The sequence below is a fragment of the Vibrio sp. Vb1166 genome, assembly GCF_033338695.1.
Classification (GTDB): Bacteria; Pseudomonadota; Gammaproteobacteria; order Enterobacterales; family Vibrionaceae; genus Vibrio; species Vibrio alginolyticus.
Window position 1 is genome coordinate 1 of record NZ_JAWOTE010000018.1, and the last position, 23,958, is coordinate 23,958.

30 protein-coding genes are annotated in these 23,958 nt (G+C 40.7%); 2 read left to right on the plus strand and 28 right to left on the minus strand.

Annotated features, from left to right (window positions below; translation table 11 throughout):
• Nucleotides 1–174: 174 nt before the first annotated feature.
• The 9 genes from R7E51_RS16915 to R7E51_RS16965 form a co-directional block, all read right to left on the minus strand.
• Nucleotides 175–582 (minus strand): hypothetical protein, encoded by a 408-nt coding sequence (locus tag R7E51_RS16915; RefSeq protein WP_140144552.1) that lies wholly within the window; start codon nucleotides 580–582, stop codon nucleotides 175–177.
• Between the two features lie 140 nt (nucleotides 583–722).
• Entirely contained in the window at nucleotides 723–1,058 is a 336-nt protein-coding gene (locus R7E51_RS16920; RefSeq protein ID WP_042524632.1) for an energy transducer TonB, read from the minus strand.
• Nucleotides 1,059–1,198: 140 nt separating this feature from the next.
• Nucleotides 1,199–1,540 carry a hypothetical protein gene (locus tag R7E51_RS16925; protein WP_053807656.1) on the minus strand — a complete coding sequence of 114 codons (342 nt, stop codon included), beginning with the start codon at nucleotides 1,538–1,540 and terminating at the stop codon, nucleotides 1,199–1,201.
• 154 nt (nucleotides 1,541–1,694) lie between these two features.
• The gene (locus tag R7E51_RS16930; RefSeq protein WP_005388821.1) at nucleotides 1,695–2,060 is read right to left on the minus strand and encodes a hypothetical protein; all 366 of its coding nucleotides are present in this window, start codon (nucleotides 2,058–2,060) and stop codon (nucleotides 1,695–1,697) included.
• Nucleotides 2,061–2,204: 144 nt separating this feature from the next.
• Nucleotides 2,205–2,573, minus strand: coding sequence for a hypothetical protein (locus R7E51_RS16940; protein WP_053306471.1), 369 nt, complete (start codon nucleotides 2,571–2,573; stop codon nucleotides 2,205–2,207).
• Nucleotides 2,574–2,706: 133 nt separating this feature from the next.
• Complete coding sequence (locus R7E51_RS16950) at nucleotides 2,707–2,985, minus strand: hypothetical protein (RefSeq protein ID WP_033007115.1); 279 nt, start codon at nucleotides 2,983–2,985, stop codon at nucleotides 2,707–2,709.
• A 1,368-nt stretch (nucleotides 2,986–4,353) separates the two neighbouring features.
• Nucleotides 4,354–5,064: a TRADD-N-associated membrane domain-containing protein gene (locus R7E51_RS16955; RefSeq protein WP_206957855.1), complete on the minus strand. Its 711-nt coding sequence runs from the start codon at nucleotides 5,062–5,064 to the stop codon at nucleotides 4,354–4,356.
• Between the two features lie 144 nt (nucleotides 5,065–5,208).
• Nucleotides 5,209–5,529 carry a hypothetical protein gene (locus R7E51_RS16960; RefSeq protein ID WP_053300079.1) on the minus strand — a complete coding sequence of 107 codons (321 nt, stop codon included), beginning with the start codon at nucleotides 5,527–5,529 and terminating at the stop codon, nucleotides 5,209–5,211.
• A 692-nt stretch (nucleotides 5,530–6,221) separates the two neighbouring features.
• On the minus strand, nucleotides 6,222–6,617 hold the full coding sequence (locus tag R7E51_RS16965) for a DUF3465 domain-containing protein (protein ID WP_115386085.1): 396 nt from the start codon (nucleotides 6,615–6,617) through the stop codon (nucleotides 6,222–6,224).
• Nucleotides 6,618–7,460: 843 nt separating this feature from the next.
• On the opposite strand from R7E51_RS16965, the gene R7E51_RS16970 reads away from it, so the two are divergent.
• Complete coding sequence (locus tag R7E51_RS16970) at nucleotides 7,461–7,598, plus strand: hypothetical protein (RefSeq protein WP_206957857.1); 138 nt, start codon at nucleotides 7,461–7,463, stop codon at nucleotides 7,596–7,598.
• 771 nt (nucleotides 7,599–8,369) lie between these two features.
• Here R7E51_RS16970 and R7E51_RS16975 read toward each other — a convergent pair.
• The 19 genes from R7E51_RS16975 to R7E51_RS17070 form a co-directional block, all read right to left on the minus strand.
• The gene (locus R7E51_RS16975) at nucleotides 8,370–8,693 is read right to left on the minus strand and encodes a hypothetical protein (RefSeq protein ID WP_206957859.1); all 324 of its coding nucleotides are present in this window, start codon (nucleotides 8,691–8,693) and stop codon (nucleotides 8,370–8,372) included.
• A 150-nt stretch (nucleotides 8,694–8,843) separates the two neighbouring features.
• Nucleotides 8,844–9,311, minus strand: a complete 468-nt coding sequence (locus R7E51_RS16980) for a hypothetical protein (RefSeq protein ID WP_052238276.1) — start codon at nucleotides 9,309–9,311, stop codon at nucleotides 8,844–8,846.
• A gap of 138 nt (nucleotides 9,312–9,449) precedes the next feature.
• Complete coding sequence (locus R7E51_RS16985; RefSeq protein WP_206957862.1) at nucleotides 9,450–9,950, minus strand: flavodoxin family protein; 501 nt, start codon at nucleotides 9,948–9,950, stop codon at nucleotides 9,450–9,452.
• 149 nt (nucleotides 9,951–10,099) lie between these two features.
• Nucleotides 10,100–10,570, minus strand: a complete 471-nt coding sequence (locus R7E51_RS16990; RefSeq protein ID WP_005386960.1) for a GNAT family N-acetyltransferase — start codon at nucleotides 10,568–10,570, stop codon at nucleotides 10,100–10,102.
• Nucleotides 10,571–11,280: 710 nt separating this feature from the next.
• Complete coding sequence (locus R7E51_RS16995) at nucleotides 11,281–11,766, minus strand: hypothetical protein (RefSeq protein ID WP_206957864.1); 486 nt, start codon at nucleotides 11,764–11,766, stop codon at nucleotides 11,281–11,283.
• A gap of 152 nt (nucleotides 11,767–11,918) precedes the next feature.
• On the minus strand, nucleotides 11,919–12,578 hold the full coding sequence (locus tag R7E51_RS17000) for a lecithin retinol acyltransferase family protein (RefSeq protein ID WP_017633721.1): 660 nt from the start codon (nucleotides 12,576–12,578) through the stop codon (nucleotides 11,919–11,921).
• Nucleotides 12,579–12,761: 183 nt separating this feature from the next.
• Nucleotides 12,762–13,400: a hypothetical protein gene (locus R7E51_RS17005; protein ID WP_025548892.1), complete on the minus strand. Its 639-nt coding sequence runs from the start codon at nucleotides 13,398–13,400 to the stop codon at nucleotides 12,762–12,764.
• A 156-nt stretch (nucleotides 13,401–13,556) separates the two neighbouring features.
• Nucleotides 13,557–14,630, minus strand: a complete 1,074-nt coding sequence (locus tag R7E51_RS17010) for a hypothetical protein (protein ID WP_206957868.1) — start codon at nucleotides 14,628–14,630, stop codon at nucleotides 13,557–13,559.
• Nucleotides 14,631–14,771: 141 nt separating this feature from the next.
• A complete protein-coding gene (locus tag R7E51_RS17015; protein ID WP_206957870.1) occupies nucleotides 14,772–15,107 on the minus strand; it encodes a TonB family protein in 336 nt (111 codons plus the stop codon).
• A gap of 135 nt (nucleotides 15,108–15,242) precedes the next feature.
• Entirely contained in the window at nucleotides 15,243–15,518 is a 276-nt protein-coding gene (locus R7E51_RS17020; protein WP_038887404.1) for a hypothetical protein, read from the minus strand.
• Between the two features lie 702 nt (nucleotides 15,519–16,220).
• Nucleotides 16,221–16,583, minus strand: coding sequence for a VOC family protein (locus R7E51_RS17025; RefSeq protein ID WP_206957872.1), 363 nt, complete (start codon nucleotides 16,581–16,583; stop codon nucleotides 16,221–16,223).
• Between the two features lie 159 nt (nucleotides 16,584–16,742).
• Nucleotides 16,743–17,279 carry a GNAT family N-acetyltransferase gene (locus tag R7E51_RS17030; RefSeq protein WP_033907129.1) on the minus strand — a complete coding sequence of 179 codons (537 nt, stop codon included), beginning with the start codon at nucleotides 17,277–17,279 and terminating at the stop codon, nucleotides 16,743–16,745.
• A 143-nt stretch (nucleotides 17,280–17,422) separates the two neighbouring features.
• Nucleotides 17,423–17,833 (minus strand): cytidine deaminase, encoded by a 411-nt coding sequence (locus R7E51_RS17035; protein WP_031781297.1) that lies wholly within the window; start codon nucleotides 17,831–17,833, stop codon nucleotides 17,423–17,425.
• Between the two features lie 185 nt (nucleotides 17,834–18,018).
• Nucleotides 18,019–18,375 carry a hypothetical protein gene (locus tag R7E51_RS17040; protein WP_206957930.1) on the minus strand — a complete coding sequence of 119 codons (357 nt, stop codon included), beginning with the start codon at nucleotides 18,373–18,375 and terminating at the stop codon, nucleotides 18,019–18,021.
• A gap of 87 nt (nucleotides 18,376–18,462) precedes the next feature.
• Entirely contained in the window at nucleotides 18,463–19,002 is a 540-nt protein-coding gene (locus R7E51_RS17045; protein ID WP_083151407.1) for a hypothetical protein, read from the minus strand.
• Nucleotides 19,003–19,156: 154 nt separating this feature from the next.
• Nucleotides 19,157–19,603 carry a DUF3291 domain-containing protein gene (locus R7E51_RS17050; protein WP_206957874.1) on the minus strand — a complete coding sequence of 149 codons (447 nt, stop codon included), beginning with the start codon at nucleotides 19,601–19,603 and terminating at the stop codon, nucleotides 19,157–19,159.
• 155 nt (nucleotides 19,604–19,758) lie between these two features.
• Nucleotides 19,759–20,457: a hypothetical protein gene (locus tag R7E51_RS17055; RefSeq protein ID WP_072606224.1), complete on the minus strand. Its 699-nt coding sequence runs from the start codon at nucleotides 20,455–20,457 to the stop codon at nucleotides 19,759–19,761.
• 206 nt (nucleotides 20,458–20,663) lie between these two features.
• Nucleotides 20,664–20,942: a hypothetical protein gene (locus R7E51_RS17060; RefSeq protein WP_033007115.1), complete on the minus strand. Its 279-nt coding sequence runs from the start codon at nucleotides 20,940–20,942 to the stop codon at nucleotides 20,664–20,666.
• A 727-nt stretch (nucleotides 20,943–21,669) separates the two neighbouring features.
• Nucleotides 21,670–22,263, minus strand: coding sequence for a hypothetical protein (locus tag R7E51_RS17070; protein ID WP_206957876.1), 594 nt, complete (start codon nucleotides 22,261–22,263; stop codon nucleotides 21,670–21,672).
• Between the two features lie 706 nt (nucleotides 22,264–22,969).
• Between R7E51_RS17070 and R7E51_RS17075 the strand changes: the two genes are divergently transcribed.
• Nucleotides 22,970–23,932, plus strand: a complete 963-nt coding sequence (locus R7E51_RS17075; RefSeq protein WP_017636093.1) for an integron integrase — start codon at nucleotides 22,970–22,972, stop codon at nucleotides 23,930–23,932.
• Nucleotides 23,933–23,958 lie beyond the last annotated feature (26 nt).

Below are 23,958 nucleotides of genomic sequence, written 5' to 3' on the forward strand. Positions count from 1 at the left end.
TTCGATATTATCCATGACCATCCATATTCAATTTTATCGTGCGCTATAACGCCCTGTTAAGGGGTGAGCAACGCAATACCTAAGCTGCCGCATACCACCTTAAACACTAAACGCAACGCATAGTGAAAATGCCACGCGTTGCGAATCCCTCTTAAACAGTTTGTTAGCTGTGTTTTACAACACGAGCTTTGCTCCCAACATACCGAGTACTGCGATAGCTACCATCGTAAACCAAAGGTAAATCATAAAAGATAGGCATAACGAAAATAAACCTCTCACAGCTTTACCTAGATTTGCACCTTCATCGCGCTGTAAAAAATATGCTAGCTCTGCTGTAGGTATTGATCCAGCAAAACTCTTAAATTTGAGCTTTACCATCATCAGGCCCATTGAGACTGGAAGACTAGATACTAGTAAAATGATTCCCACCGAAATCCAGACATTCTCGGGGGATTCATTACCTAAAACTACTGCTGCCCCGAACAACACAAAAAGCATTCCCAGAAAACCCTTAAAAGATGACAACAACGAGTCTCTTGTTTTTATATACAGCCAGAATAGCGGCTTATCGTATTTTCTCATTTTTTCCTTAAACAGCTAACGCCCTGCTAAGGGGTGAGCAACGCAATACAAAAGCCGCCGCATACCACCTTAAGCACTAAAATCAACGCATAGCAAAAATGCCACGCGTTGCGAATCCCTCTTAAGCAGTTTGTTATGTGTCAAATTTTAAACTCGAACTTAGCTTTTTTAGGGCCAGTTTCCCCTTTTTTGGAAGGCGCATACTTCCGTTTTGATAATATTCGCACAGCTTCAGCATCGAATACTCCTTTAGGTACAGAATCAGTAACCATTATGTCAATCACATCACCCTGACTATTAATATTAAACGTGAGTACAACAGTACCGACTAATTTGTTTTTCCTTGAACCTTTATGATTCCTCGGCGATACACTGTCCCGAGCTTTGTGTTCTCGATAATTTGGGGAACTAGCACTTTCAATTAAACCAGCGCAGCCAGACAATAATGCCGCTATAAATAATATTAAAATCTTCATACTTAATCTTTGACAACATAACGCCTTGTTAAGGGGTGAGCAACGCAATACCGATGCCGCCGCATGCCACCTTAATCACTAAAAGCAACGCATAGTAAAAATGCCACGCGTTGTGAATCCCTCTTGAACAATTTGTTAGCTTAAATTATGTAGCACCAAACCAGACCACCCCAAAACAGAATATTCAAAGTCCAGACCATTACACTCTGAACTGGAAGCATATGAAAAACTAACTGGGGACATGCCTTAAGTTCACTAGGAGAGAACAGCATTTGCGGCTGAAAATCCCAACTAGTAGCTAAACGCAGACCTCTTTTGAATCTAGGATGATTCACCAAGTATTCAGCGTAGGATGAATAAATTGTCCATAACCCCAAAAAGCCTAGTAACTCAATTAGGGATATCACTTCCAAGCTAAATGGCAATAGTGAAGGTCCACCAATGAGCAAAATAGCTGCAAATATCCATTTTCTATTTCTCATTACACATCCTTTTTAATGATTTAAGCTAACGCCCTGTTAAGGTGTGAGCAACGCAATACCGATGCCGCCGCATACCACCTTAATCACTTAAACCAACGCATGGTAAAAATGCCACGTGTTGCGAATCACTCTTAAACAGTTTGTTATACCCGTGCTAGATTTTAGCTAGAATGTTCCAACTGCTATCAGCCAATAGTGCATCAATAACTGCTTCAGCCTCAAACTCAGTGAGTTGTTCGATTTCTACGAACGAAAATAGATATGACAAACAAAAGTTGAGAATGTAGGTTTCCCTTGCGTTCGGATCAATTGCAATGTCTCTGTCCACACCACCAACAGCATAATCGTAGATTCGGTCGAACAAGTGCTCGTCTTCAATACTGTTCTGTAAAGTACAATAATATGTACCGCACTCATACAAACGATCGAGACTATCAACCCCAAGAGAGCCACTGTGGAAGTCCTCAATCGCGAGTTCAAATGTATTTTTAACCCTGACCTTCCAGATTTCTACATCCATAACTTCTCCCGTTTTAGATAAAGGGTATAACGCCCTGTTAAGGGGTGAGCAACGCAATACAAAAGCCACCGTATACCACCTTAACCACTAAATTCAACGCATAGTAAAAATGCCACGCGTTGCGAATCCCTCTTGAACAGTTTGTTATGTGCGTTGCTCAAATTCATACTCTGTAAGACACCATCGCTTTGGACTTGACCAACTGATTTCTTTGAATGATGTTCTTAGGTCACCGCTCAATAAAAGTTGCTTCATAAAATGGCTAGGTGAAATATAAGCTTTATCATCGTAAGCAAACACAAAACCCTGCTTATTGAGCTCAAGCATCATCTGTTTGGTTTCCTTTGATTGAATCCCACCATTGAGATCAAGCTCATCAATACGACTGCTTGTATCACCATCTCGACTGCTATTGCTTAACTTTATTGAGGTATTATCTATGGCAACAACGTGCGCCGGAGGGACTTCTCCTGATTGACCAAACTCAACTTTGTAAGGAGGCTGTTTTATCATTTGATCTCCAAGCACATAACGCCCTGTTAAGGGGTGAGCAACGCAATACCTAAGCACCCGCATACCACCTTAAACACTAAACCCAACGCATAGTAAAAATGCCACGCGTTGCGAATCCCTCTTGAACAGTTTGTTAGGCGACATTTCTACGTTTAACTTCTTTCTCATACGAAGATTCGTTGTATAGCCAAATAGCCCAAAATGCGAAAAACATCCCGATCGTGTAAATTGAGTAATTAAGAGCATTATCCGATAAGAAAATCGTAATGCTTGCCGCATCAGAAGATGGATAAAGGAAAATAACATTAAAAATTATGTACAAAATGGCTGTGACGAAAGTTGTTCTGAAAAGCCAATTTAAACATCCTTTCTTTCGAGATTTTTGCCAATTATCAAATGCTTTACCATTCATTAATCCACTCCTTTTCTATTAACTGAATCTAGATTCACGCCAAGATACTATCACTACTCTATCGTTTATCTCATGTCGCCTAACGCCGCGTTAAGTGGTGAACAACGCCAACCACCATACCTAAGCCATTGTACCTTAAACACTTAAGCTAACTTGAACTGAAGTCGCCAAGCGTTGTGAATCCGCCTTAAACGCCTTGTTAGGCGAAGTTTCCTACCAGTGTTTAAGATGTTTTGAAAGCAGATTACCCGAAACAAAATAAGCTACCAAAAACCCGCTGACTTTTTGTGATTCAAGAACCATAAAAGCCACTATGTTTCAGCTCATTTACCCACAACCACGAAATGCGACCTTTCAGCGACAAAGTAGCTTTTGAACCTGAGAAACTAAAAGCTGCAAACTAGCAGCAAATTAGAAAGCTTCAGTTGACTTGCCCTTGCCACGCTTTGAGCCAGTGAGATTCACAACCAACCGACTGTGAAAACCAATGAGGCAACCAGCGAATATTGGCATGTTTTACGGCTGGAGAGATTCAAGAATTTGAGCCGACAATGTTGAATTGCCGACATAGAAAACCGAAAGCTCAAAGAGAACTAAGAAGATGAGAACAAAGAACTTTTCTGCCCGTCGCCTAAAGCCCTGCTAAGGGGTGAGCAACGCAATACAAAAGCCGCCGCAAACCACCTTAATCACTAAATTCAACGCATAGTGAAAATGCCACGCGTTGCGAATCCCTCTTGAGCAGTTTGTTAGTTTGCAAACCCAAAGCGTTGATTTTACGTTATTTTAAACTTTGCAAACAATAAGCTTTAAGTGTTTTGATGCACTTAAGCCAGGCGTAGTCTCAAAGCGGCTACTCAATGAAACCACGTGGAACAAACAACGCCGCAGAAAACGAACTTACAACACCAAAAAGCGCTTTTGGAAAACTAGTCTCACAATGCGGACTTTCAACGAAGTCACTGAAACCACATGAACTTACCACACTAGAGAAAACGTCCTCGCAGCGAGTAAATCGGCTTTTGCACCAATAAACTCAACGAGCAGAATTTCAGCAAAAAAGTTCGACTCAGTTAACCCGAAAGTCACCGCACCAAAGAACAAATCAACCGTTGAAACGACGCTAATTTGGGATTTTCACCACGCTAATTAACACTGAAATTGAACACCGATACGACAATTTCGACTTTGAGCTTTTACCACTAGATTTTGCTTTATAGCTGCGTTTTTCCTCTTGCAAACTAACGCCCAATTAAGGGGTGAACAACGCCTCCACCCAAACCTAAAGCATTGTGCCATAAACACTAAAACTGAAGTAGAAGTAAAAGTGCCAAGCGTTGTGAATCCCTCTTAAATTGCTTGTTAGGGCTATTTTACTTCGCTATACATCGTAAGTAACTGCTTAGAAAGATCTGAAATCGTTTGATCTTTCAGTGTTGTGTTCGAATCTTCGATTTTTTCTAAAACCTGAACACTCATGCCTACCGCATTGATGCGTTCCAAGATAGCTACATACTCTTTGGCTTGTGACATTGTCGATTTATAGAGCACTAAAAATGTTGCCCCTATGAAATTAACAAGTAAACCACTCACGGCTGATAGCAAAGCGGGTGTCAGTAATTCTGGATTTTCAAATGCTTTAACAACACCAAAGCCTATGAGAAAGAACCCTACTATCATAACAAGGCTAGTAAGCCAGAAAATCGAACGGACTTGATTCAGGTTTCTATTTAAATATGATTCGAGCTTTAACCGAGCGAGGTCCCAAGCTGCTTTAGGTTGATTAGGACTTTCAATTACTCTTTTTTCAGCTTCAACTACCTTCGCATCATCAGCGACAATTTCAATTGAACGTTGAAACGCAAAAATCACACTAACGATTGCGGCACTGATTGCAGCAAACGTGATAGCAGTACCTTCAAATAAGGGCTGAAATTCCCAAATGAACTTACTCAATGCTAGTGCTGCAATTGAGAGTAGAACGCTCACACATGAAGCGACTATTGCAGCTTTCACTAATTTATTACCGCGATTCCAAGCGATAAATAGCTCTTTCATTATATCGATGATTAAGTTCATCGAACCTCCAAACTTTTGATAGCCCTAACGCCCAATTAAGGGGTGAACAACGCCTTCCCCCAAACCTAAGCATTGTGCCATAAACACTAAAATTGAAGTAGAAGCAAAAATGCCAAGCGTTGTGAATCCCTCTTAAATTGCTTGTTATGTGCTTTTCTTGTTACGTTTCTTAACCTTAGAACCCCATGACTGCCAATGCTTCCCACCAATTGCCTGAGCGCTATGCCCCCGAGTTAGCTTCAGGTTTAACGAAGTATTGATCGCCCATGTTAAGTATTCTTTGGTACCGTCATTTTTTGCAGATGACATGATCTGTTCAAACTTACGCTTTGATTCTAGCGCCTTTTTATTCGCATGTTCGTCAGGAGACTCATACTCACTGATAGTGCTTTCTCGCCAAACTGCCATCATATTGTTCTGTCTAATGGCATGTCTCAAAGGTTCTAAGTCTATCTTTTTCCGCATATTTACTTTTTCCGAAGACTGGCACATAACGCCCTGTTAAGGGGTGAGCAACGCAATGCCGAAGTCGCCGCATACCACCTTAAACACTAAAACCAACGCATAGTGAAATTGCCACGCGTTGCGAATCCCTCTTGAACAGTTTGTTATGTGCGTGCTTAACCTGAACAACTGTACTCTCAGAACAGCTAATCGATATAAGAGGCGACCGCAACTGGACCAAAATAGAGTTCAAGAGCGAAGTAAAAAAGTACACTTTTAGAGACTTTCTTCTTTAAAAGCACTTTAACCATAAGAAGTGTGACAATGATGTATACGATGGCAACTAACATTCTATCCCTACATGTAGCTTGAGCCTAACCGACAACATTTAGTAACCCGAACAATCAAGATGCTGGAAATGCAAAAAAGATATACAAGACCGCACCAAATACCGAGCCAGCCATGAACAAACCCAACTTAAGTGCTGTACTTTTATCCGATTCCTTTTTGGACATAGTAATTCCTTTTACTAATTTAAAATGACTTGCATACACATCTAAACGTTACGAACACCAAAGCACATAACGCCGCATTAAGGTGTGAGCAACGCTACTACCAAACCTTAACCATACCACCGTAAACACGAAACCAAACCATGAGCTGAAAATGCCAAGCGTTGGGAATCACTCTTAAATGCTTTGTTATGTGAATTTTTACTCGTACTTTTTACTGTTGTGCTTTAACCAACCATGCGGGTGCCTATTGTTGGGATCGTGGTGTGTCCAGTGCATTACACCACCCTTTTTATTCCATTCATATTCACCGTAAAACTGAACTCGATCGCCGACTTTTAGATTGGGAATTCTTGGTGCTAAGTCGATGTTATGAGCAACAAGTAAAGTTTGCTTACTATCTAATTTGAGTATGAATTTTTGATGTCGACTTCCTTTGTTGTCATCTGGCAATAGGCGAATTACTGTTCCTGAACCTCGAACTTGAAGGTCACTTTGATGATTTTCAAACGCCTGTCCGAGCTTGTAGTCATTCGCTAGAGCACCAACTGAAACTAAGCAAAAAGCTGCTATAAATATTGCGAAGAACTTCTTCATATACTCAATTTCTCCAATTCACATAACGCCCTGTTAAGGGGTGAACAACGCTACCACCCCAGCCTAAACCATTGTGCCGTAAACACTAAAGCTAATTCGAACCAAAACCGCCAAGCGTTGTGAATCCCTCTTGAACAGTTTGTTAGTTGCCAAGCCTAAAGTTGCCAAGCCTAAGGCTTTAACTTGAAGTTGATTGCAGCTTTGCCAACACCGTCTTTGTGTGTTTTGAAAAACTCAAATCAGGCGCAGTTTCAAAGCGCCTGTCACTGAAACCACTTGGAATTTACAACGCCGTAGAAAACGGACTTTGAACACCAAACAAACCTTTTGGAACGATAATGTAGCAGAGCAGACTTTCAACACGCTAATCAGCGTCTGAAACAGAAAACTCAAACCGTACAAGGAACCAAAGCACGATTTTCACAAACCCAAAAACTAGGAATCGAAATACGAAAACCTAGTCAAAAACACATGGACATTAGCCTTAAAAATTCTGCTTTAGCTACGTTTTTCTCGTTGGCAACTAACGCCCAATTAACGTGTGAGCAGCGCAGACACTGAACTTGAACACTGCGCCGTAAACACTAAATTCAACCCGAAGTGAGAGCGCCAAGCGTTGCGAATCACTGTTGAATTGTTTGTTATGTTTTACCACAAACACATGATTTACTTGAGAAAGAACTGCTATTTCAAGCCAGTTTTCTGAACCAAACCACAACGCAAGAACCAACTTGGCCGCCAAAAGCGACTAACCCAAAACCAGAAATTCCACTTCCCTGCCCAATGAGGCAACCCGATCAATTAACAACAAGCGCCCTGTCTTTCCAACCAAAGCGCAAAACAATGCTGAATTGCCGAGGCAACTGCCAAGCTGAAACGCTGCTTGATTATGAACCTGAAAGCGACTTTGAGCCAGTTAAACACGAAGCCGACCACCACGACCTGACAATGAAGCAACCCGCGAACATTGGCATGTTTTAAGGGTATAGAGATTCAAGAAATTAGACCGACAATGCGAAGTTGCTGAGTCTACTAGGGACGAATCGCCAGAGGGACAAAGAACTAAAGCCTAAGATCTTTAAGCCTTTGAAATACAAGTAAACATAACGCCGCGTTAAGGGGCAGCAACGCGCTACCACCAAACTTCAATTTACCACCATAAACACAAATACCAAGATTTGAGCCAAACTCGCCACGCGTTGACTGTCCCTCTTGAACGCCTTGTTAGCTGTTTGTTACACCACTTCTTTTAGTGAACTTTTTATAGCCCAAATCAGCGATAGCCCAGAGCACAATAAATACGCCAAAATCTATAAGAAGCTTGGTTAAATCAAATGAGTCTGACATGAAGTTATAATTAAAATTGAAAAAGCTGAAAATCAAATTTGACCCAAGATAGGCAAATAAAAATAGGACAATATATTTCATGTTTAACCTTATGAGGAACTTTATATGCTTCCAGTGACTTTCTGAAAAATTCAACGGTCGTTAGAATAGATTACTTTTCTTGCAAAGTTAGTGCTTTTAAAACTCGCTCTCCAAATTTTAGATGCGCCACACAAACTTTAGCAAAGACAAAATAGCCTCACATGGAGTAAATCCACCCAGAGCAGCTAACGCCGCGTTAAGGGGCAGCAACGCGCTACCACCAAACTTCAATTTACCACCATATACACAATTGCCAAGATTTGAGCCAAAGTCGCCACGCGTTGACTGTCCCTCTTGAACGCCTTGTTATGAGCGTGGTCACCACTACCAAACGAACAATTTAAAGCAACTAAGAATTACAAAGGCGGTTAGCAGCCCCAGCCAACCAAGAGTCTTAGTGACAACTTCTGGTGAACTTGTGTTGAAATGAGGGAAAAGAATGACCCCAAAAGATAACATTGGTAAGAAACCATAGAGCTGCCCCATATATTTCGACGTTACTTCTGGAAATGGACCAATCAATTGATAAATAGCCAGATATGCCCCATAAACGCCAATAGCAATGCAAACCTCCTTTCGAGACGTTTCACTACCATCTGAGTAAAAATAGAACCCTACAAGGACAAAAAATACAATTACATCAATCAATGTAGATATCCCTTCCTTTCTTTGAAGCTCATAACGCCGCGTTAAGTGGTGAACAACGCCAACCAGCACACTTAAACCATTGTACCTTATACACTTAACCTAACTTGAACTAAAATCGCCAAGCGTTGTGAATCCGCCTTAAACGCCTTGTTAGTTTGTTGATAATAACTCCCTAATTCTCGTTTCTTGCCTTCTGACTTCACTCCAAAAACTTACAGGGGGGAAAACTAGACCACAGAAAAACATTATAATTGGTATAAATAATGGTAATTCAATATTCTCAGCACGATAGAGCATAACAACACTCGAGGCGCCAATAAAAACTAACCAGAAGAGCGTGAGGACTATGATAAGCGGGTGCATTCTCATTAAAATAGTTATTCTCGCCCCTGCATCTATATCTTCGACGCAGCCCTTAATTATTGGTGAAAAAGAGTTCCTACGGCGCAAATTTTTACTAATATCAAATGAATTAGTAAATACACTGCCAGTAAACTCTTTTCTCTTCCGTCTACGAAGCATTGTGGGCTTGTCTGTACGATCCTGAATTTTGTTTAATACTTCGTCTTTGGATAATGCACTATCAAATTGAAAGTCATGATACGGGATGAACTTCATACTTGCCTCAATAAACTAACGCCGCGTTAAGGGGTGAACAACGCTATGCCACCCAACATCAACCATTGTGCCATAAACACTTTAGCTAAACTTTAAACCAAAACCGCCAAGCGTTGAGAATCCCTCTTGAACGCTTTGTTATGTGACATTTTCAATAGCTTGTGCTGCGCTAAGAGTAACTTTACCCAAATCAGATTCTGTTTGTATAGCAAGATATTCACAGCCTTTGAACTCAAGTTGCATATACTTTGCTGTCAATTCAAATGGCTGTACGAAACAATCAGGCAGTTCCAAATTGTAACCTGTAGATAGAACTGAAATAGACTTACCCTTTAGCCTACGCCCCAATTCCTTTTCAATCGTTAAAAGGTCAGATAATCGGTCAAAGAAGACTTTTAGCTGTGCTGACATTGAGTACCAATACACAGGAGAAGCAAACACCAGATGATCCAAACTGAGTAGTTCATGGATTATGGGAAGGAAGTCATCGTTTTTATTTTCATGCGAATAGTCATAAAAACTTACGTTGAAATTAGATAGATCAAACAACTTTGCACCAGACTGTTCTACAAAAGAGTCTACTAATTTTCGGGTATTTCCGTCAGATTTAGAAGTACCCAAAATGACTGCAATATTCATTAAACCTCCATGTTACATAACGCCTTGTTAAGGTGTGAGGCACGCAATACCGAAGCCTCCGCATAGCACCTTAACCACTAAAACTAACGCATAGTAAAAATGCCACGCGTGCCGAATCACTCTTGAACAATTTGTTATGTAGCCGACTTTCAGCTTAGTGCTTTCTGCCCAATTAGGATTTTGGGGACAATACCAGCTTTGCGATACAAACCTAAAGCAGATTCATTGAAGGAATATACTTCTAAAAACAGCTCTTCTCCGCCGTTAGAAATAGCCCTTTCCTCAAATGCCTCTATTAGCGCCAATCCAACGCCTTGGCTTCTAAAGCATGAATCCACTACTATTTGTTCAATGCTCGCGATTTTTCGCTGTTTGAGCGTCCAAGACTTACGAACCCATAGCTCACCAAAAACAAAACCTACTAACTGCCCTTTGCTTTCGGCTACCAGAAAAATCGAGCTTTCACTTTTGATTATCTTGTGTAGGTCTATTTTTTGTTCAATTTCTTCCGGTGATAAAAAGTCATCAGGTAAATTTGCTTGATGATACTCATTAAGCTGAAACTGTAGTTTCTTGATAACACTGATATCTTCAATGCGAGCTTGCCGAATATTTAACATATATAAATCCTTTTAACTTACCGTCCTCTCGCGGCTACATAACGCCTTGCTAAGGTGTGAGTAACGCAATACAAAAGCTACCGCACAGCGCCTTAATCACATAAGCCACCGCAAAGTAAAAATGCCACGCGTTACGAATCACTCTTAAGCAATTTGTTAGTACATGCGCTACTTCTATTTATGCGCTCCAAGATATTGAAAACTAGCATAATATGAAAGGCTTTGAACACTGAAGTGAGACGGGCAGCTACAAAACTTTACCGCCATTAAGAGACGAAATTGAGCTAGAAGAAAAACGCACTGAATTCCCCTACTTTTACTTGCTTCAAATTAGAAAAGGATTCTTTCCTCGTACTTCAACAGCCACACCAAAAGTAATCAAGGTTCTCTCAAAAGCCACCACGAAAATGAAGAAGCGCCAAAGAAATAGACTAAGAGTTAGAAACCGTAAACGGTGAAATCAAAGCAAACACTCCGCATTTAGTGCCACCGGAAAGAACGTGAGCATCACTAACTGAAAGGTGTAAAGACGAGCGCCAAAACAGATAAACACCAAAACTTATGACCTTTGATGTCAAACCCGTACTAACGCCCTGTTAAGGTGTGAGCAACGCAATACCGAAGCCACTGCATACTACCTTAAACACTAAAACCAACGCATAGTAAAAATGCCACGCGTTGCGAATCACTCTTAAACAGTTTGTTATAAATCAATTCGTTTTGGTTTCGACTATAGCTGATGGCGCTTGAAAGTAATCTTGATAGAAAGCAGAATTTCCCACTTTGATACCAGCAGTGAATACCGCAATAATAAAAACAGCTGCACCTAGCCAGTGTTTCACTTCCACATGTTTAACCAACCATAATAAAGTTACCTTCTCGGGATAAGCAACACCATTGCTCTCTTGCTGTACACCTGCTTCAAGTTCGCTCGCTGTTTTTATTGTTTTACCAAAAACAATAGCTTGATTAACTATACCTATCGCTTCATTAATGTTGTTAACAGCGTCTTGCTTGCTTCCTATCCTGTACGTAACTAAAGCAGCCGATTTAGCTTGTTCAAATACACGTTCGTGCTTTTGGCTGAAGTGTAATAGTGGCTGCACTTCATCGCACCATGCTTCAAAATTTTCTATGCTGCCAAAGTTATAACCTCGGCGCTTTTGGTGCTTTTCTAACTCTTCAATAAATTCCACAAAACCTCCGTGATTTATAACGCCCTGTTAAGGGGTGAGCAACGCAATACCGAAGCCGCCGCATACCACCTAAAACACTAAAACCAACGCATAGTGAAAATGCCACGCGTTGCGAATCCCTCTTGAACAGTTTGTTACATGATTGTCACTATTTAATCCCAAAGCCAATCAAACACTTTCTTAACGCCGTACCCAACACCAACAGCAATAGCGACAGGCGCAGCAGCTGAGGCAAGAGACCCAGTAGCAACAGCGGCGACAACACCAGTGGCAGCTGAACCTCCTACTGTACTAGCGGCTGTTACACCAGCTACAGTTCCTGCTGTTGTAGACACAGCTGTCTTCGCAACTGCAGAAGTTAAAGCTACCTCCGCTGTCTTGGTTGCGGTCATTCTAGTTGCTTGCTGTGCCACTACTGAAGCTGTAGTTTCTACAGCTTTTCTTTTCATGTATTCATGTCCTGCTGCCCCAGCTACTGAAACAACATTATTTACTTGCGAGCTAGATTTAAAACCATTAAAACACCAGTTAACAAAATGCTCGCAATTATTAAAAACTAAGTTGTAACTATCTTCTCCGAGCTTTTCGTAAGCTCTCTGAACCCTTTCTTCTGCAGTATAAACTGGAACCAAATGAGTTTTAATACTCACATTATGTCCTTGTGAGAATTCGCTAAGCGTCGTGATTTCAATACTACCTTTATCCAAAAACTCTGAAAAACCCGAATAGTGAATAACCATACCGTCTCCGATATATAAGCCATGATGGGTGTAGCCCAACCGGGGTGAAACTAAATGATCGCCTTCATTCATAACTATATCCTTAAGTTTTGTAGCACTCTTTAAACGCTAGCTCAGATATTAAAAAGCATGTAACGCCCTGTTAAGGTGTGAGCAACGCAATGCCGAAGCTCCCGCATGCCACCTTAAACACAAAACGCAACGCATAGCAAAAATGCCAAGCGTTGCGAATCACTCTTAAACAGATTGTTATGCTTATGACTCGGAGGAGTTTGAGCTAGAGTTACTTGAACTTGGCATCATAGCTGCCGCGCCAGTTGTTTGTGACTGAGCTGATGATTGCTGACTCGTAGTTCCTTGAAGACCACTAGCACCTTGAAAACTCTCGTGTAGATCAGATGCGCGAGAACAACTGTTAGTCGCCAATTCTTGATTTAGTTGCTTGTTATCCGACATTGGTGTTTCCCCTATTGTAAACATACCTTGTGATGTTGATGCACCAAGCAATATAGTCATGACTATTGCTAGGTAAAATGAGCGTATCGCAGTTTTATCTAAAATATCGAGCTGGTATTGTTTAACTGACACATCCCTTTTGTTTACTAGCTCAATAATGAATGTAGAGTTCTTGCCAAAAATTGAGAGTACACAATAGATCGCGATTAAATAACTAGTAGCAGCCACCAAGAAAAAGCCAAGCTCATAGTATGAAATGCTTTTTGTTAACTGAAGTAGCGTTAGTAAGAAGCCAGTGCCGGCAACAGACAGAGTTAAGATGCTCTTATCTTTTTCTAATGTCGTATTGTAAAAAGAAGCATAAGATTGACTCTGAAACTCTACACTTGACAGCTGTTCAACTTCTTTGTCTGATAACCCTTCAACTTTCTCTGTCATGAAAATTCCATCGATAAAAAATAGACTGCGACATTATAACACGGCATACCAAACTGGTGGAATAAGCATAACGCCGCATTAAGGTGTGAGCAGCGCTTGGCTATACTTGAGCGAAGCGAAACTGCCAAGCGTTGCGAATCACTCTTAAATGCTTTGTTAGGCGATTGTTGCACGCAGATACTCCTCGTGCACTGACTCTCTCAAAGTCAACATATACTCAGATGTCCTATTTTCTGGAAGGTTAGTTTTTCTTTTAAGGCTGTCCGCATTTTCTTGCCAATAACGAAACCTTTGGAAAAGTTTACTCCCATGACCATATTTCTTCCCCCACATAGTAGAGAATGTATATTCAAGCCTGTCAAAGTAATCTTCTGGCTCTTCAGTAGAGCGAGGAAGCATCATATTTGCTGTTTTAGCAACAGCTTTGTCCATGCTAGCCAATAGCCACAACTGCTCAGGATCTTTGTTAGCTAATGTAAGCCAGTGCTGAAGTAATGCTAAATCCCAACCAGCATTCCTGACGCTTTTCATTGAGTTAGACTTGAGCATTCTAGGAACTTTCTCGCCACTAAAATATATAGCCATAAAGAAAAATGCAGGTGCACAAAACACATACTCCTCAAACATCCATTCTAATAATAACTTCACAGCTTCGTAATCGTTTTTGCACTTAGAACGGATACTCAGCCCCTTTTTGATGACGACTAGATTGAACTCAAAAGCTTTGACACGGTATTCCTTGTCAAAGTTAGCCAACTCGCCTGTTTGATAGCGAGGAGCAGCTTCAGAGGGGATAGAGTTAATGTTATTTAATGCAATATCCAAATATAAGTTTGCATCCAAATTATCTGCTGAACGGAAATAGCTCAGCTCTTCATCTGCACGTTCGACAGAAGAGTTCTCTATGTATTCATGATATGAAAGACCCGGTTCAGATTTTATATTTGAAGCATTGAAAAAGGCTTGAAGAGCGGCGGTCAGCCTATGACAACGGCTTGCTTCAAAGTCTGGCGACAAATCAATACCTTTAACCAAGTCAATTAAATATGAGACGATATTTCTATCAAGCAAACAGCTAACCTTTTGGTTACTGTTCAATAAATAATTTTCAAGTTTATATGCATGGTCAGAATCAATTCCATAGGGATTGAGTAAAACTTTTGAGTCAATCAATAGCTTTTCAATTTCTTTAAAATCGCTGAGCCTTTCTTGATAGATTAATACTTCCATACTTTCCTCAAATCGCCTAACGCCCTGCTAAGGGGTGAGCAACGCAATACAAAAGCCGCCGCATACCACCTTAAGCACTAAAATCAACGCATAGCAAAAATGCCACGCGTTGCGAATCCCTCTTAAGCAGTTTGTTATGTGTCAAATTTTAAACTCAAACTTAGCTTTTTTAGGGCCGGTTTCCCCTTTTTCGGAAGGCGCATACTTTCGTTTTGATAATATTCGCACTGCTTCAGCATCGAACACTCCTTTAGGTACAGAATCAGTAACCATTATGTCAATCACATCACCCTGACTACTAATATTAAACGTGAGTACAACAGTACCGACTAATTTGTTTTTCCTTGAACCTTTATGATTCCTAGGCGATACACTGTCCCGAGCTTTGTGTTCTTGATAATTTGGGGAACTAGCACTTTCAATTAAACCAGCGCAACCAGACAACAATGCCGTTATAAATAATATTAAAATCTTCATACTTAATCTTTGACAACATAACGCCCTGTTAAGGGGTGAGCAACGCAATACCGAAGCCGCCGCAAACCACCTTAAACACTAAAACTAACGCATAGTGAAAATGCCATGCGTTGCGAATCCCTCTTGAACAGTTTGTTAGGCTAATGATTCAATGGCTTGGAACCGAACTATACAAAAGTCTCTTTGAAAAAGATGCTTGAGGTTATTGAGTAACTCTTGTTCGGAATAACTGCTATCTATGTGAATTTCAGCTCCAACGACTGATGTAGAGTTTATCCCTTTAATTGCTTTAAAATCTTCAGCCAACAGTTTTAGTTGCTCTTCATATCGATCTTGCTCTAATACTGGAAATGGGCAATCTCGTCCCAAATCGTTTTCAGTTAACTTTCTAGTTTTAATAACAAAATTCATTTGATACTCCCATTAGCCTAACGCCGCATTAAGGTGTGAGCAACGCTTGGCTATACTTGAGCGAAGCGAAACTGCCAAGCGTTGCGAATCACTCTTAAATGCTTTGTTAAGTATAATTATTAAAGTATTACTCCCAAAATTGATGCAACTACTCCTAGCCACCCGCATATAAGTCGTCCAGTTGCCCTCAAGAAAAATGGTTTCGATTCGAAAATCGAATCAAGGTTCGAACGCTTCCAATTAGAGAAGAGTGAAACAAAGTAAAAAAAAGTAGCACTTACAATGATAGATTTTGGTTGTAAGAGGTAGTCCATCATGTCTCCTCCACTATTTTCGTATTCTATAGCCTCATTGAGGTGATTAACCTGCATAATTATAGAGTGGATAAAGACAAAACCAACGAGAAGCAAGACAATTCGAAAAAGCCAAATTTGAGCTTTTAAGACTAGTTTTTTGACTCTGTTTTCAAACTTTACGTTTACTTCACTAGGAAACATAACCGTGTACCCTAGTAACAAAATCCCTAACACACTAAAAAATTTGGAAATATCCAAAACACTCCCCTTATGATACTTAACGCCTTGTTAAGGTGTGAGGCGCGCAATACCGAAGCTTCCGCATACCACCTTAACCACTAAAACCAACGCATAGTAAAAATGCCACGCGTGCCGAATCACTCTTGAACAATTTGTTATGTACGTGCTAAAGGTACACTACTGACTCCACATTGTTGCCCTCAGGGTCAATCAAAAACGCAGCGTAGTAGTTTGGAGCATAGTGTTTTCGTAAACCAGGCTTACCGTTGCATTTACCACCTAAAGATAACCCCGCTTGATGAAACGCAGAAACTTGTAATTTGTTTGATGCAGAAAAAGCAATATGGCACTTAGAATTACTGAAGCCTTTTTCAATTAGAAACCTTACATTTGGCTCGCTCGAAAGCCCAAAGCCAGCAGCATTTTCATCTGACCACTTGAGTTCAATACCCAATGGCTCTAGCACATTCTTGTAAAACACACGACATTCTTCGAATGCAACTACCTTAATTTCAAAATGATCTATCACTCTCACTCCTTTAGAGTTGGTTACAATTTTCCTTAAAGTACATAACGCTCTGTTAAGGTGTGAGCAACGCAATACCGATGCCGCCGCATACCACCTTAACCACTAAAACTAACGCATAGTAAAAATGCCACGCGTTGCGAATCACTCTTAAACAGTTTGTTATGCCTTGCCCCACTCAGCTCGAAGGACTGCCAAAACCACTGTATCCCACCACTGTTCTTTGAAAAAACGATGTTCTCTAAAATGTGCTTCTTGGCACATACCAAGAGACTTACAGAGCTTAATAGCTGGCAGATTTTTACTGATTGTCTCCGCATAAATGCGGTGAACTCCCAACTCCGAGAACCCGAAATCTGCCAGAGCCAAGGCGGCTTCATGACTTAACTTATTGCCTTGAGAGAGTCTGGAAAATGCACAACCCATCGAAGCCTGTTGATTGTCCTCTAGCCGTAAACAAACAGTACCAACAAACTCACCTGATACCTTACACTCGACAGCTAATTGGTATGATTTTCTTGGTTTCTCAGAAGCCTGAGCGATAAACAAGTGTGTTAACTCTCGGTATTTATTAGGATCACAATCGCTTTCGTCATAGAATCGCTGATATTTAGCATCCTGAGACATAGCAACAAAAGCGTCTTCATCATTTGGAGTCATATCTCTGATAATCAGACGCTTAGTCTCGATTTTAAACATCGAAAGTTCCTTTTCCTTGCGAGGCATAACGCCCTGTTAAGGTGTGAGCAACGCAATACCGATGCTGCCGCATGCCACCTTAAACACTTAAACCACCGCATAGTAAAAATGCCACGCGTTGCGAATCACTCTTAAACAGTTTGTTATAGCGCTTTGCCGTTTACAAGTGACCAATGATGAGGCATTAATTCTCGTATAGTTTTGAAAACCAATGCATTCTCTGGAGTCGTAATTGCTGCTTTGACATCCCCACCCCAATGGACAAGGCGCTCTTGGCAAACTCCGCATGGTGACAAGATTAGAAATTCATCGTTCTCGCTCTCACGACACAAGCATAATGAGTGGGTCACTCGCTCATTGAGTTTGTGAGCCTCTAAATACGCTCCCACTTCCATGCATAGTGAAAGAGTATCGTTTTTAGTATCAGGAGCAATGCTTGTTAATATTTTTCCTGACTCTGTTCTAACAGCCGCAGCTCCACCCCAACCAGAAGGATATCGCATATTTACTAGTTCTATTGCTGCTTGATAGAGCTCTTTTTCGATATTATCCATGACCATCCATATTCAATTTTATCGAGCGCTATAACGCCGCATTAAGGGGTGAACAACGCCACCACCCAACCTAAGCTATTGTGCCGTAAACACTAAAGCTGATTCAAACCAAAACTGCCAAGCGTTGTGAATCCCTCTTGAATGCTTTGTTAGTTGCCAAACCTAAAGCTTTGATTTGAAGTTAATTACCGCTTTGCCAACACTTGCTTTACGTGCTTTGAAAAACTCAGTTCAGGCGCAGTTTCAAAGCGCCTGTCACTGAAACCACTTGGAACACGCAACGCCGTAGAAAACGAACTGACAACACCAAAAAGACCTTTTGGAGAAACAGTGCCACAAAGCTGACTTTCAACAAGTAAACCGGCTTCTGAAACGGCAAACCAAACTAGGAAAAGATCGAAGCTCAATTTCCGCGAACCAAGATCCCGAAGTTCGAAGTGCAGAATCAAGCAAAGCACACGAACGATTAGACCTAAACACTCTGTTTTAGCTGCGATTTTCTCGTTGGCAACTAACGCCTTGTTAAGGTGTGAGGCACGCAATACCGAAGCCTCCGCATAACACCTTAACCACTAAAAACAACGCATAGTAGAAATGCCACGCGTGCCGAATCACTCTTGAACAATTTGTTAGCAGTCAATTATTTCGACACTCTCATCTATATTTATACTCCCTTTAAATAAGACATGCGGTGTTCTGAAATAGAGAAGAGGGCTAGCTCCGATAGATATTTGTTGCGCATAGTAACGCTCAGTTTCTGGCGGCAAGTCTGACATCTCACTGAGCCGAGCAACATCAAACTTGAAGTAATCACTTTCTTTAGCAGACCACTCACCAAACTTTTGCTCTTTTGACCAAAAGAAAGTGCTATTGCATTCGTTCAACCCTAAGTTCAACGCCTCGAATCTAAAATAGCGCCCTAAATTCGATAGCTGCAGACCTTGTTCTATCAAAGCTTTTTTAATCTTATGAGGATGTATCGGACTTAAATGAAGTACGTCATTCCAGAGACAGTCTAGAGGTAATACCCTACGCTCTAATGCTCCCCCTCTGTCTCGATATTTCTTCACGTGAAACTGATACAAGTTGTCATGCACTTGTTTCAACTCATTGAGTGGAAACAGCATATTGCCTTGTAAATTGACAGGTACTCTGTGGTATAGATACATATTTAAATCCACCCATTGACTGCTAACGCCGCGTTAAGTGGTGAACAACGCAACCACCCAACTTAAACCATTGTGCCGTAAACACTTAAGCTGATACAAACCAAAAATGCCATGCGTTGTGAATCCGTCTTAAACGCTTTGTTATACGCGCAGTTCACGCAAGATCTGCTTCCGTAAAGTTCGTTTTAAACGTGAAAGCAAATGGCGTATCTCCGTTGTCTCGCAAATGTTGAAGGCGGGACAAAGCTTCTTGTGACGTTGGAATATGGCCGTCTTCAACCCACCATAGAACATAGGTATCTTCTGCCAATCGATGAAACCATTCGCTTTTACGGCGCATGAAATCTCTATGGCCAGTGCGAAACATAAAATTTTTAAGTGAGTCAGTAGTTTCCCAAACTGACATATTTACAATCATGTTTGGGTCATCAAACAACTTAATGTTCGTAGCATCACCGGAGTCGTCTTTTAAACGCCAGATAAAGCCTTCACTTTCTTCAGCTATGCCATTAACTAGGTCTAAATTGTCTACAAATTCTTTAATTTCAGGCGCATCCAAAGGATATTTGGCAAGCGCAATATTTAACTGTGCTAATTTCATTTCATGACCCTCCTTGGTCGATAAGCGTATAACGCCCTGTTAAGGTGTGAGCAACGCAATACTGAAGCTGCCGCATACCACCTTAAACACTAAACGCAACGCATAGTAAAAATGCCACGCGTTGCGAATCACTCTTAAACAGTTTGTTATGTGTTTTAGTCGTAGTTCCTGAAATTACTGATAACTTTATACGTAATACTACGGTTATTTGCTTTTAACACCTCAATAGTTGCACCTTGATAGCTGATAAAATTGCTTTCATTTAGGTCGTACTCAACATCCGTTGTAAACGGCATTCTTGCTGTGCTGCCACTAAATTCACGATAGGTAAAACGAATACGGTTATCTACTTTACCCGTATAAATTAAAGTTTGCTGAAAGGCACTAGAATCATAGATATTTTTATCGTAAATACGCCCTTGTGACGTGACGTTGTCAAGACTACTGCAGTCAGTTGCTTCAAGCATTAGTCCCATACTTGGATCATATAGGCAAGCCAGTTTGTTTTTTTCATCTACAACAAACATTGCCGTAGAGAAAGCACCTGAGAATGCGTGCCCTTTATCTTCTGGCTCAAAAATAGCCCGATTTTTAGAGCTTCCGACATAACCTGTTTGTATATACTTATTGGGCATCAACGTCGCCAATGAAATTGAAACCTCGTTGTATATATCGATAGCTCTTACTTCACTACTTAGCCCTTGACGTAAAAGGTTTTCCCCCAAAGAAACTGTTACCTCCCGCTCTAAAGGAGGATAGCTAAATTTTTTAGGTACAGGTCGTTGATATGTAGGAGAACCAGCACAGCCAGCGAGCGTTGCCGCAATGAAAAGAATACAAAAAGGCTTAATCATAAATATCTCAAATGTGTATATATTAGAGTGACTTATTATAAAGATCGCCCAAATTTAAAGTAAGGGGGGTATCAAGCAAATTTCACACATAACGCTCTGTTAAGGGGTGAGCAACTCAATACCAAAGCCGCCGCATACCACCTTAAACACTAAAACCAACGCATAGTGAAAATGCCACGCGTTGCGAATCCCTCTTGAACAGTTTGTTAGGCGACATTTCTACGTTTAACTTCTTTCTCATACGAAGATTCGTTGTATAGCCAAATAGCCCAAAATGCGAAAAACATCCCGATCGTGTAAATTGAGTAATTAAGAGCATTATCCGATAAGAAAATCGTAATGCTTGCCGCATCAGAAGATGGATAAAGGAAAATAACATTAAAAATTATGTACAAAATGGCTGTGACGAAAGTTGTTCTGAAAAGCCAATTTAAACATCCTTTCTTTCGCGATTTTTGCCAATTATCAAATGCTTTACCATTCATTAATCCACTCCTTTTCTGTTAACTGAAGCTAGATTCACGCCAAGATACTATCACTACTCTATCGTTTGTCTCATGTCGCCTAACGCCTTGTTAAGGGGTGAGCAACGCAATACCAATGTCACCGCATACCACCCTAACCACTAACACCAACGCATGGTAAAAATGCCACGCGTTGTGAATCCCTCTTGAACAATTTGTTATGTGAACATGCAAACTCAGTATCCAATATCTAGGATCAGAAGCAACGTTAATAAAAAAGGAGACCAGTACCATATGCTCCCTTTCCATTGACGAACTACTAAAGTTTGGTACAGCAAAGCGACAATTAATACTAGTTCTAAAAAAAGCTGGAAAGGAAAGATCAACAATGGGTAAACCATCCCATACCCAGGAGCTTGGCCTGCTTCACTAGGGTTACTCATTACACCGTTGATAAAGTGCTCGAAATATAAGTAAATGAAATGGTTCAGTGTTAGTGCAACTAAAACAAACCTCACAATGCTGACGCTCCAAGTTTATGATTTGAATTAGTATTTGTTCCAGTTCAGAAACTGTCGAGCATCATTTTTTCGTAAACTCGACATCAATCTCAGTTTTGTTCACATAACGCCCTGTTAAGGTGTGAGCAACGCAATACCGATGCCGCCGCATACCACCTTAAACACCAAACGCAACGCATAGTAAAAATGCCACGCGTTGCGAATCACTCTTAAACAGTTTGTTATGCCTATTTTAAGCTGAAGGGCTCAATCCCGATATCATGTGCTTTGTCAAACCGCTCAATCTTGTACAAAAAGGCATCGAAGTCATCTTTATTTTTCATCAGTAGATAATCTGAGTACAGCTTATAATAACTTTCTTCACCAATGTAAGGTCTAACGATATGCATACTTTTGATTGAATACTTTCTAATTTTAAATACCGAAGACTGATTGGATAGTAAAAATATAGAAAATATCAGCAAGCTAACTCCTACAACCACACCGCTCCAGCCCTTAACATATGTTGAAAGTACAGAGTTTATTGCCTTAGCTAAAAAACTATTGGGAAGGCTTTTTGTAGCGCTAAATATACAAAATAAACTCAAAATCATTACACCAAAGACAACGATAACAACAGATTGTCCCTCATAAGAGATCGTTGATGCAGTGGCATATATAGAGTCCTCATAGCTCTTAGACATAGAAGACAGAAAGTATGTTAATCCGCCTAAGAGGTAGTTAAGTAACGGAGATAATAACTTCTCCCAAACTCCACTCCCTATGGCACCTATAAGTATGGTTCCGCAAAATGCGAAGATGACTTTGAATATTTTATTCATTTAGTTCTATGTATCCTCCAATGAGCCAAATTTCATTAATAGGCATAACGCCCTGCTAAGGGGTGAGCAACGCAATACCGAGGCCGCTGCAAACCACCTTAATCACTAAATTCAACGCATAGTGAAAATGCCACGCGTTGCGAATCCCTCTTGAGCAGTTTGTTATGTGTTTTCATCCGAAGCTTTTGGAGCAGTGTTCTTTGCTATCTGAATCAATGTATATGATATGCCACATATGAAAAATTTGGCTATCCATAGCATTATCCCAGAGACGAGAGCTCCAATACCTAGTTGAATTCCATGCAAGACAGTGGAAAAGATACCAACTGCCACTATTAGTACTGCTAGACATGTTACAACAACATCCATGATTCTGATTAGTGACTCAAATCGCTCGACTTTTTTCATTTACACTCCCTGTAATTCATTTAAAAGCGGATATTATCTCATTTTAAGTAGCTGGCTCGACGCAATCCTGACCAATACACATAACGCTTTCTATACGGCGATTTGCCGTTTTTCTGGCAGGCTACCGCCTTCTTTCTTATCAAAAGCGCTATCAATCGTAGCACTTATATGCATGAAACAAATAGAAAAACAGTATGAATATGTGTGGTGGCGCGCGCAATTAGGCGGCGCACAGCACGCTAATTTCAAAAGTGGTGATACATTAACGGAGCTGTATAAATAAACAGGTTAATTTATCATGAAAAGTCAGTTTTTACTTAGTGTAAAAGAGCACATGCTTACTCGTCATTATGCGAATAAAACTATCGAAAGTTATCTATTTTGGATAAAACGTTTTATCACTTTTCACCAGCTCGCCCACCCATCAACACTAGCAGAAGATGATGTCATTCAATTTCTGAGTTACTTAGCGGTAGAAGAAAAAGTTGCGGTAAAAACGCAAGCTTTGGCGCTGAACTCAATATCATTTTTATATCGTGATTATTTTAAAACCCCACTATCACTTGATATGAGATTTCAGAAATCCTTGACCGAAAAGAAACTTCCCGTTGTGTTAACCAGGGAGGAGATCCGAAGATTCGTTCAGCATATCGACCCGAGGTATAGACTCCATATTCAGCTACTTTACGGCTCCGGGCTTCGAGTTATGGAATGTTTACGCTTAAGAGTTCAAGACATCGATTATGATTATGGTGCAGTTCGCGTTTGGCAAGGAAAAGGAGGTAAAAATCGTACAGTCACATTAGCCAAAGAACTACATGAACCACTCAAAGCTCAAGTTAATTTAGCAAGAAACTACTACTTTAAAGATAGGCACATGCCTGGTTATGCGGGCGTATATATCTCTGAAGGTTTACGACGTAAATACCCAAAAGCGGAGCTAGATTTTAACTGGCACTTTTTGTTTCCATCAACAAAGTTAAGCGCAGATCGAGACACTGGTGAACTCAGAAGGCATCATATCAATGAAAGCGCAATACAAAGAGCGGTAAAGCGCGCGGCAAGCGACGCAAGCATTGAGAAAACTGTAACTTGCCACACACTAAGACACAGTTTTGCCACGCATTTATTGGAATCTGGCGCAGACATTAGAACTGTTCAGGAACAATTAGGGCATACTGATGTAAAAACCACGCAAATCTATACTCACGTTATCGAGCGCGGGGCTGGTGGTGTGTTGAGTCCATTATCCAGCCTTTAGAAAAACAAAGCCACCTCGAAAGGTGG

Coding starts and splice junctions, on each gene's coding strand:
- R7E51_RS16980 (WP_052238276.1), bottom strand. CDS start 9,311: ATGAAGTTCATCCCGTATCATGACTTTCAATTTGATAGTGCATTATCC.
- R7E51_RS17020 (WP_038887404.1), bottom strand. CDS start 15,518: ATGAATTTTGTTATTAAAACTAGAAAGTTAACTGAAAACGATTTGGGA.
- R7E51_RS17045 (WP_083151407.1), bottom strand. CDS start 19,002: ATGTATCTATACCACAGAGTACCTGTCAATTTACAAGGCAATATGCTG.
- R7E51_RS17070 (WP_206957876.1), bottom strand. CDS start 22,263: ATGAATAAAATATTCAAAGTCATCTTCGCATTTTGCGGAACCATACTT.
- R7E51_RS17000 (WP_017633721.1), bottom strand. CDS start 12,578: ATGAATGAAGGCGATCATTTAGTTTCACCCCGGTTGGGCTACACCCAT.
- R7E51_RS17055 (WP_072606224.1), bottom strand. CDS start 20,457: ATGATTAAGCCTTTTTGTATTCTTTTCATTGCGGCAACGCTCGCTGGC.
- R7E51_RS16985 (WP_206957862.1), bottom strand. CDS start 9,950: ATGAATATTGCAGTCATTTTGGGTACTTCTAAATCTGACGGAAATACC.
- R7E51_RS16925 (WP_053807656.1), bottom strand. CDS start 1,540: ATGAGAAATAGAAAATGGATATTTGCAGCTATTTTGCTCATTGGTGGA.
- R7E51_RS16990 (WP_005386960.1), bottom strand. CDS start 10,570: ATGTTAAATATTCGGCAAGCTCGCATTGAAGATATCAGTGTTATCAAG.
- R7E51_RS16920 (WP_042524632.1), bottom strand. CDS start 1,058: ATGAAGATTTTAATATTATTTATAGCGGCATTATTGTCTGGCTGCGCT.
- R7E51_RS16930 (WP_005388821.1), bottom strand. CDS start 2,060: ATGGATGTAGAAATCTGGAAGGTCAGGGTTAAAAATACATTTGAACTC.
- R7E51_RS16915 (WP_140144552.1), bottom strand. CDS start 582: ATGAGAAAATACGATAAGCCGCTATTCTGGCTGTATATAAAAACAAGA.
- R7E51_RS16950 (WP_033007115.1), bottom strand. CDS start 2,985: ATGAATGGTAAAGCATTTGATAATTGGCAAAAATCTCGAAAGAAAGGA.
- R7E51_RS16970 (WP_206957857.1), top strand. CDS start 7,461: ATGCTGAATTGCCGAGGCAACTGCCAAGCTGAAACGCTGCTTGATTAT.
- R7E51_RS16955 (WP_206957855.1), bottom strand. CDS start 5,064: ATGAACTTAATCATCGATATAATGAAAGAGCTATTTATCGCTTGGAAT.
- R7E51_RS17075 (WP_017636093.1), top strand. CDS start 22,970: ATGAAAAGTCAGTTTTTACTTAGTGTAAAAGAGCACATGCTTACTCGT.
- R7E51_RS17015 (WP_206957870.1), bottom strand. CDS start 15,107: ATGAAGATTTTAATATTATTTATAACGGCATTGTTGTCTGGTTGCGCT.
- R7E51_RS16940 (WP_053306471.1), bottom strand. CDS start 2,573: ATGATAAAACAGCCTCCTTACAAAGTTGAGTTTGGTCAATCAGGAGAA.
- R7E51_RS16965 (WP_115386085.1), bottom strand. CDS start 6,617: ATGAAGAAGTTCTTCGCAATATTTATAGCAGCTTTTTGCTTAGTTTCA.
- R7E51_RS17060 (WP_033007115.1), bottom strand. CDS start 20,942: ATGAATGGTAAAGCATTTGATAATTGGCAAAAATCGCGAAAGAAAGGA.
- R7E51_RS17035 (WP_031781297.1), bottom strand. CDS start 17,833: ATGGATAATATCGAAAAAGAGCTCTATCAAGCAGCAATAGAACTAGTA.
- R7E51_RS17010 (WP_206957868.1), bottom strand. CDS start 14,630: ATGGAAGTATTAATCTATCAAGAAAGGCTCAGCGATTTTAAAGAAATT.
- R7E51_RS16960 (WP_053300079.1), bottom strand. CDS start 5,529: ATGCGGAAAAAGATAGACTTAGAACCTTTGAGACATGCCATTAGACAG.
- R7E51_RS17030 (WP_033907129.1), bottom strand. CDS start 17,279: ATGTTTAAAATCGAGACTAAGCGTCTGATTATCAGAGATATGACTCCA.
- R7E51_RS17005 (WP_025548892.1), bottom strand. CDS start 13,400: ATGACAGAGAAAGTTGAAGGGTTATCAGACAAAGAAGTTGAACAGCTG.
- R7E51_RS17050 (WP_206957874.1), bottom strand. CDS start 19,603: ATGAAATTAGCACAGTTAAATATTGCGCTTGCCAAATATCCTTTGGAT.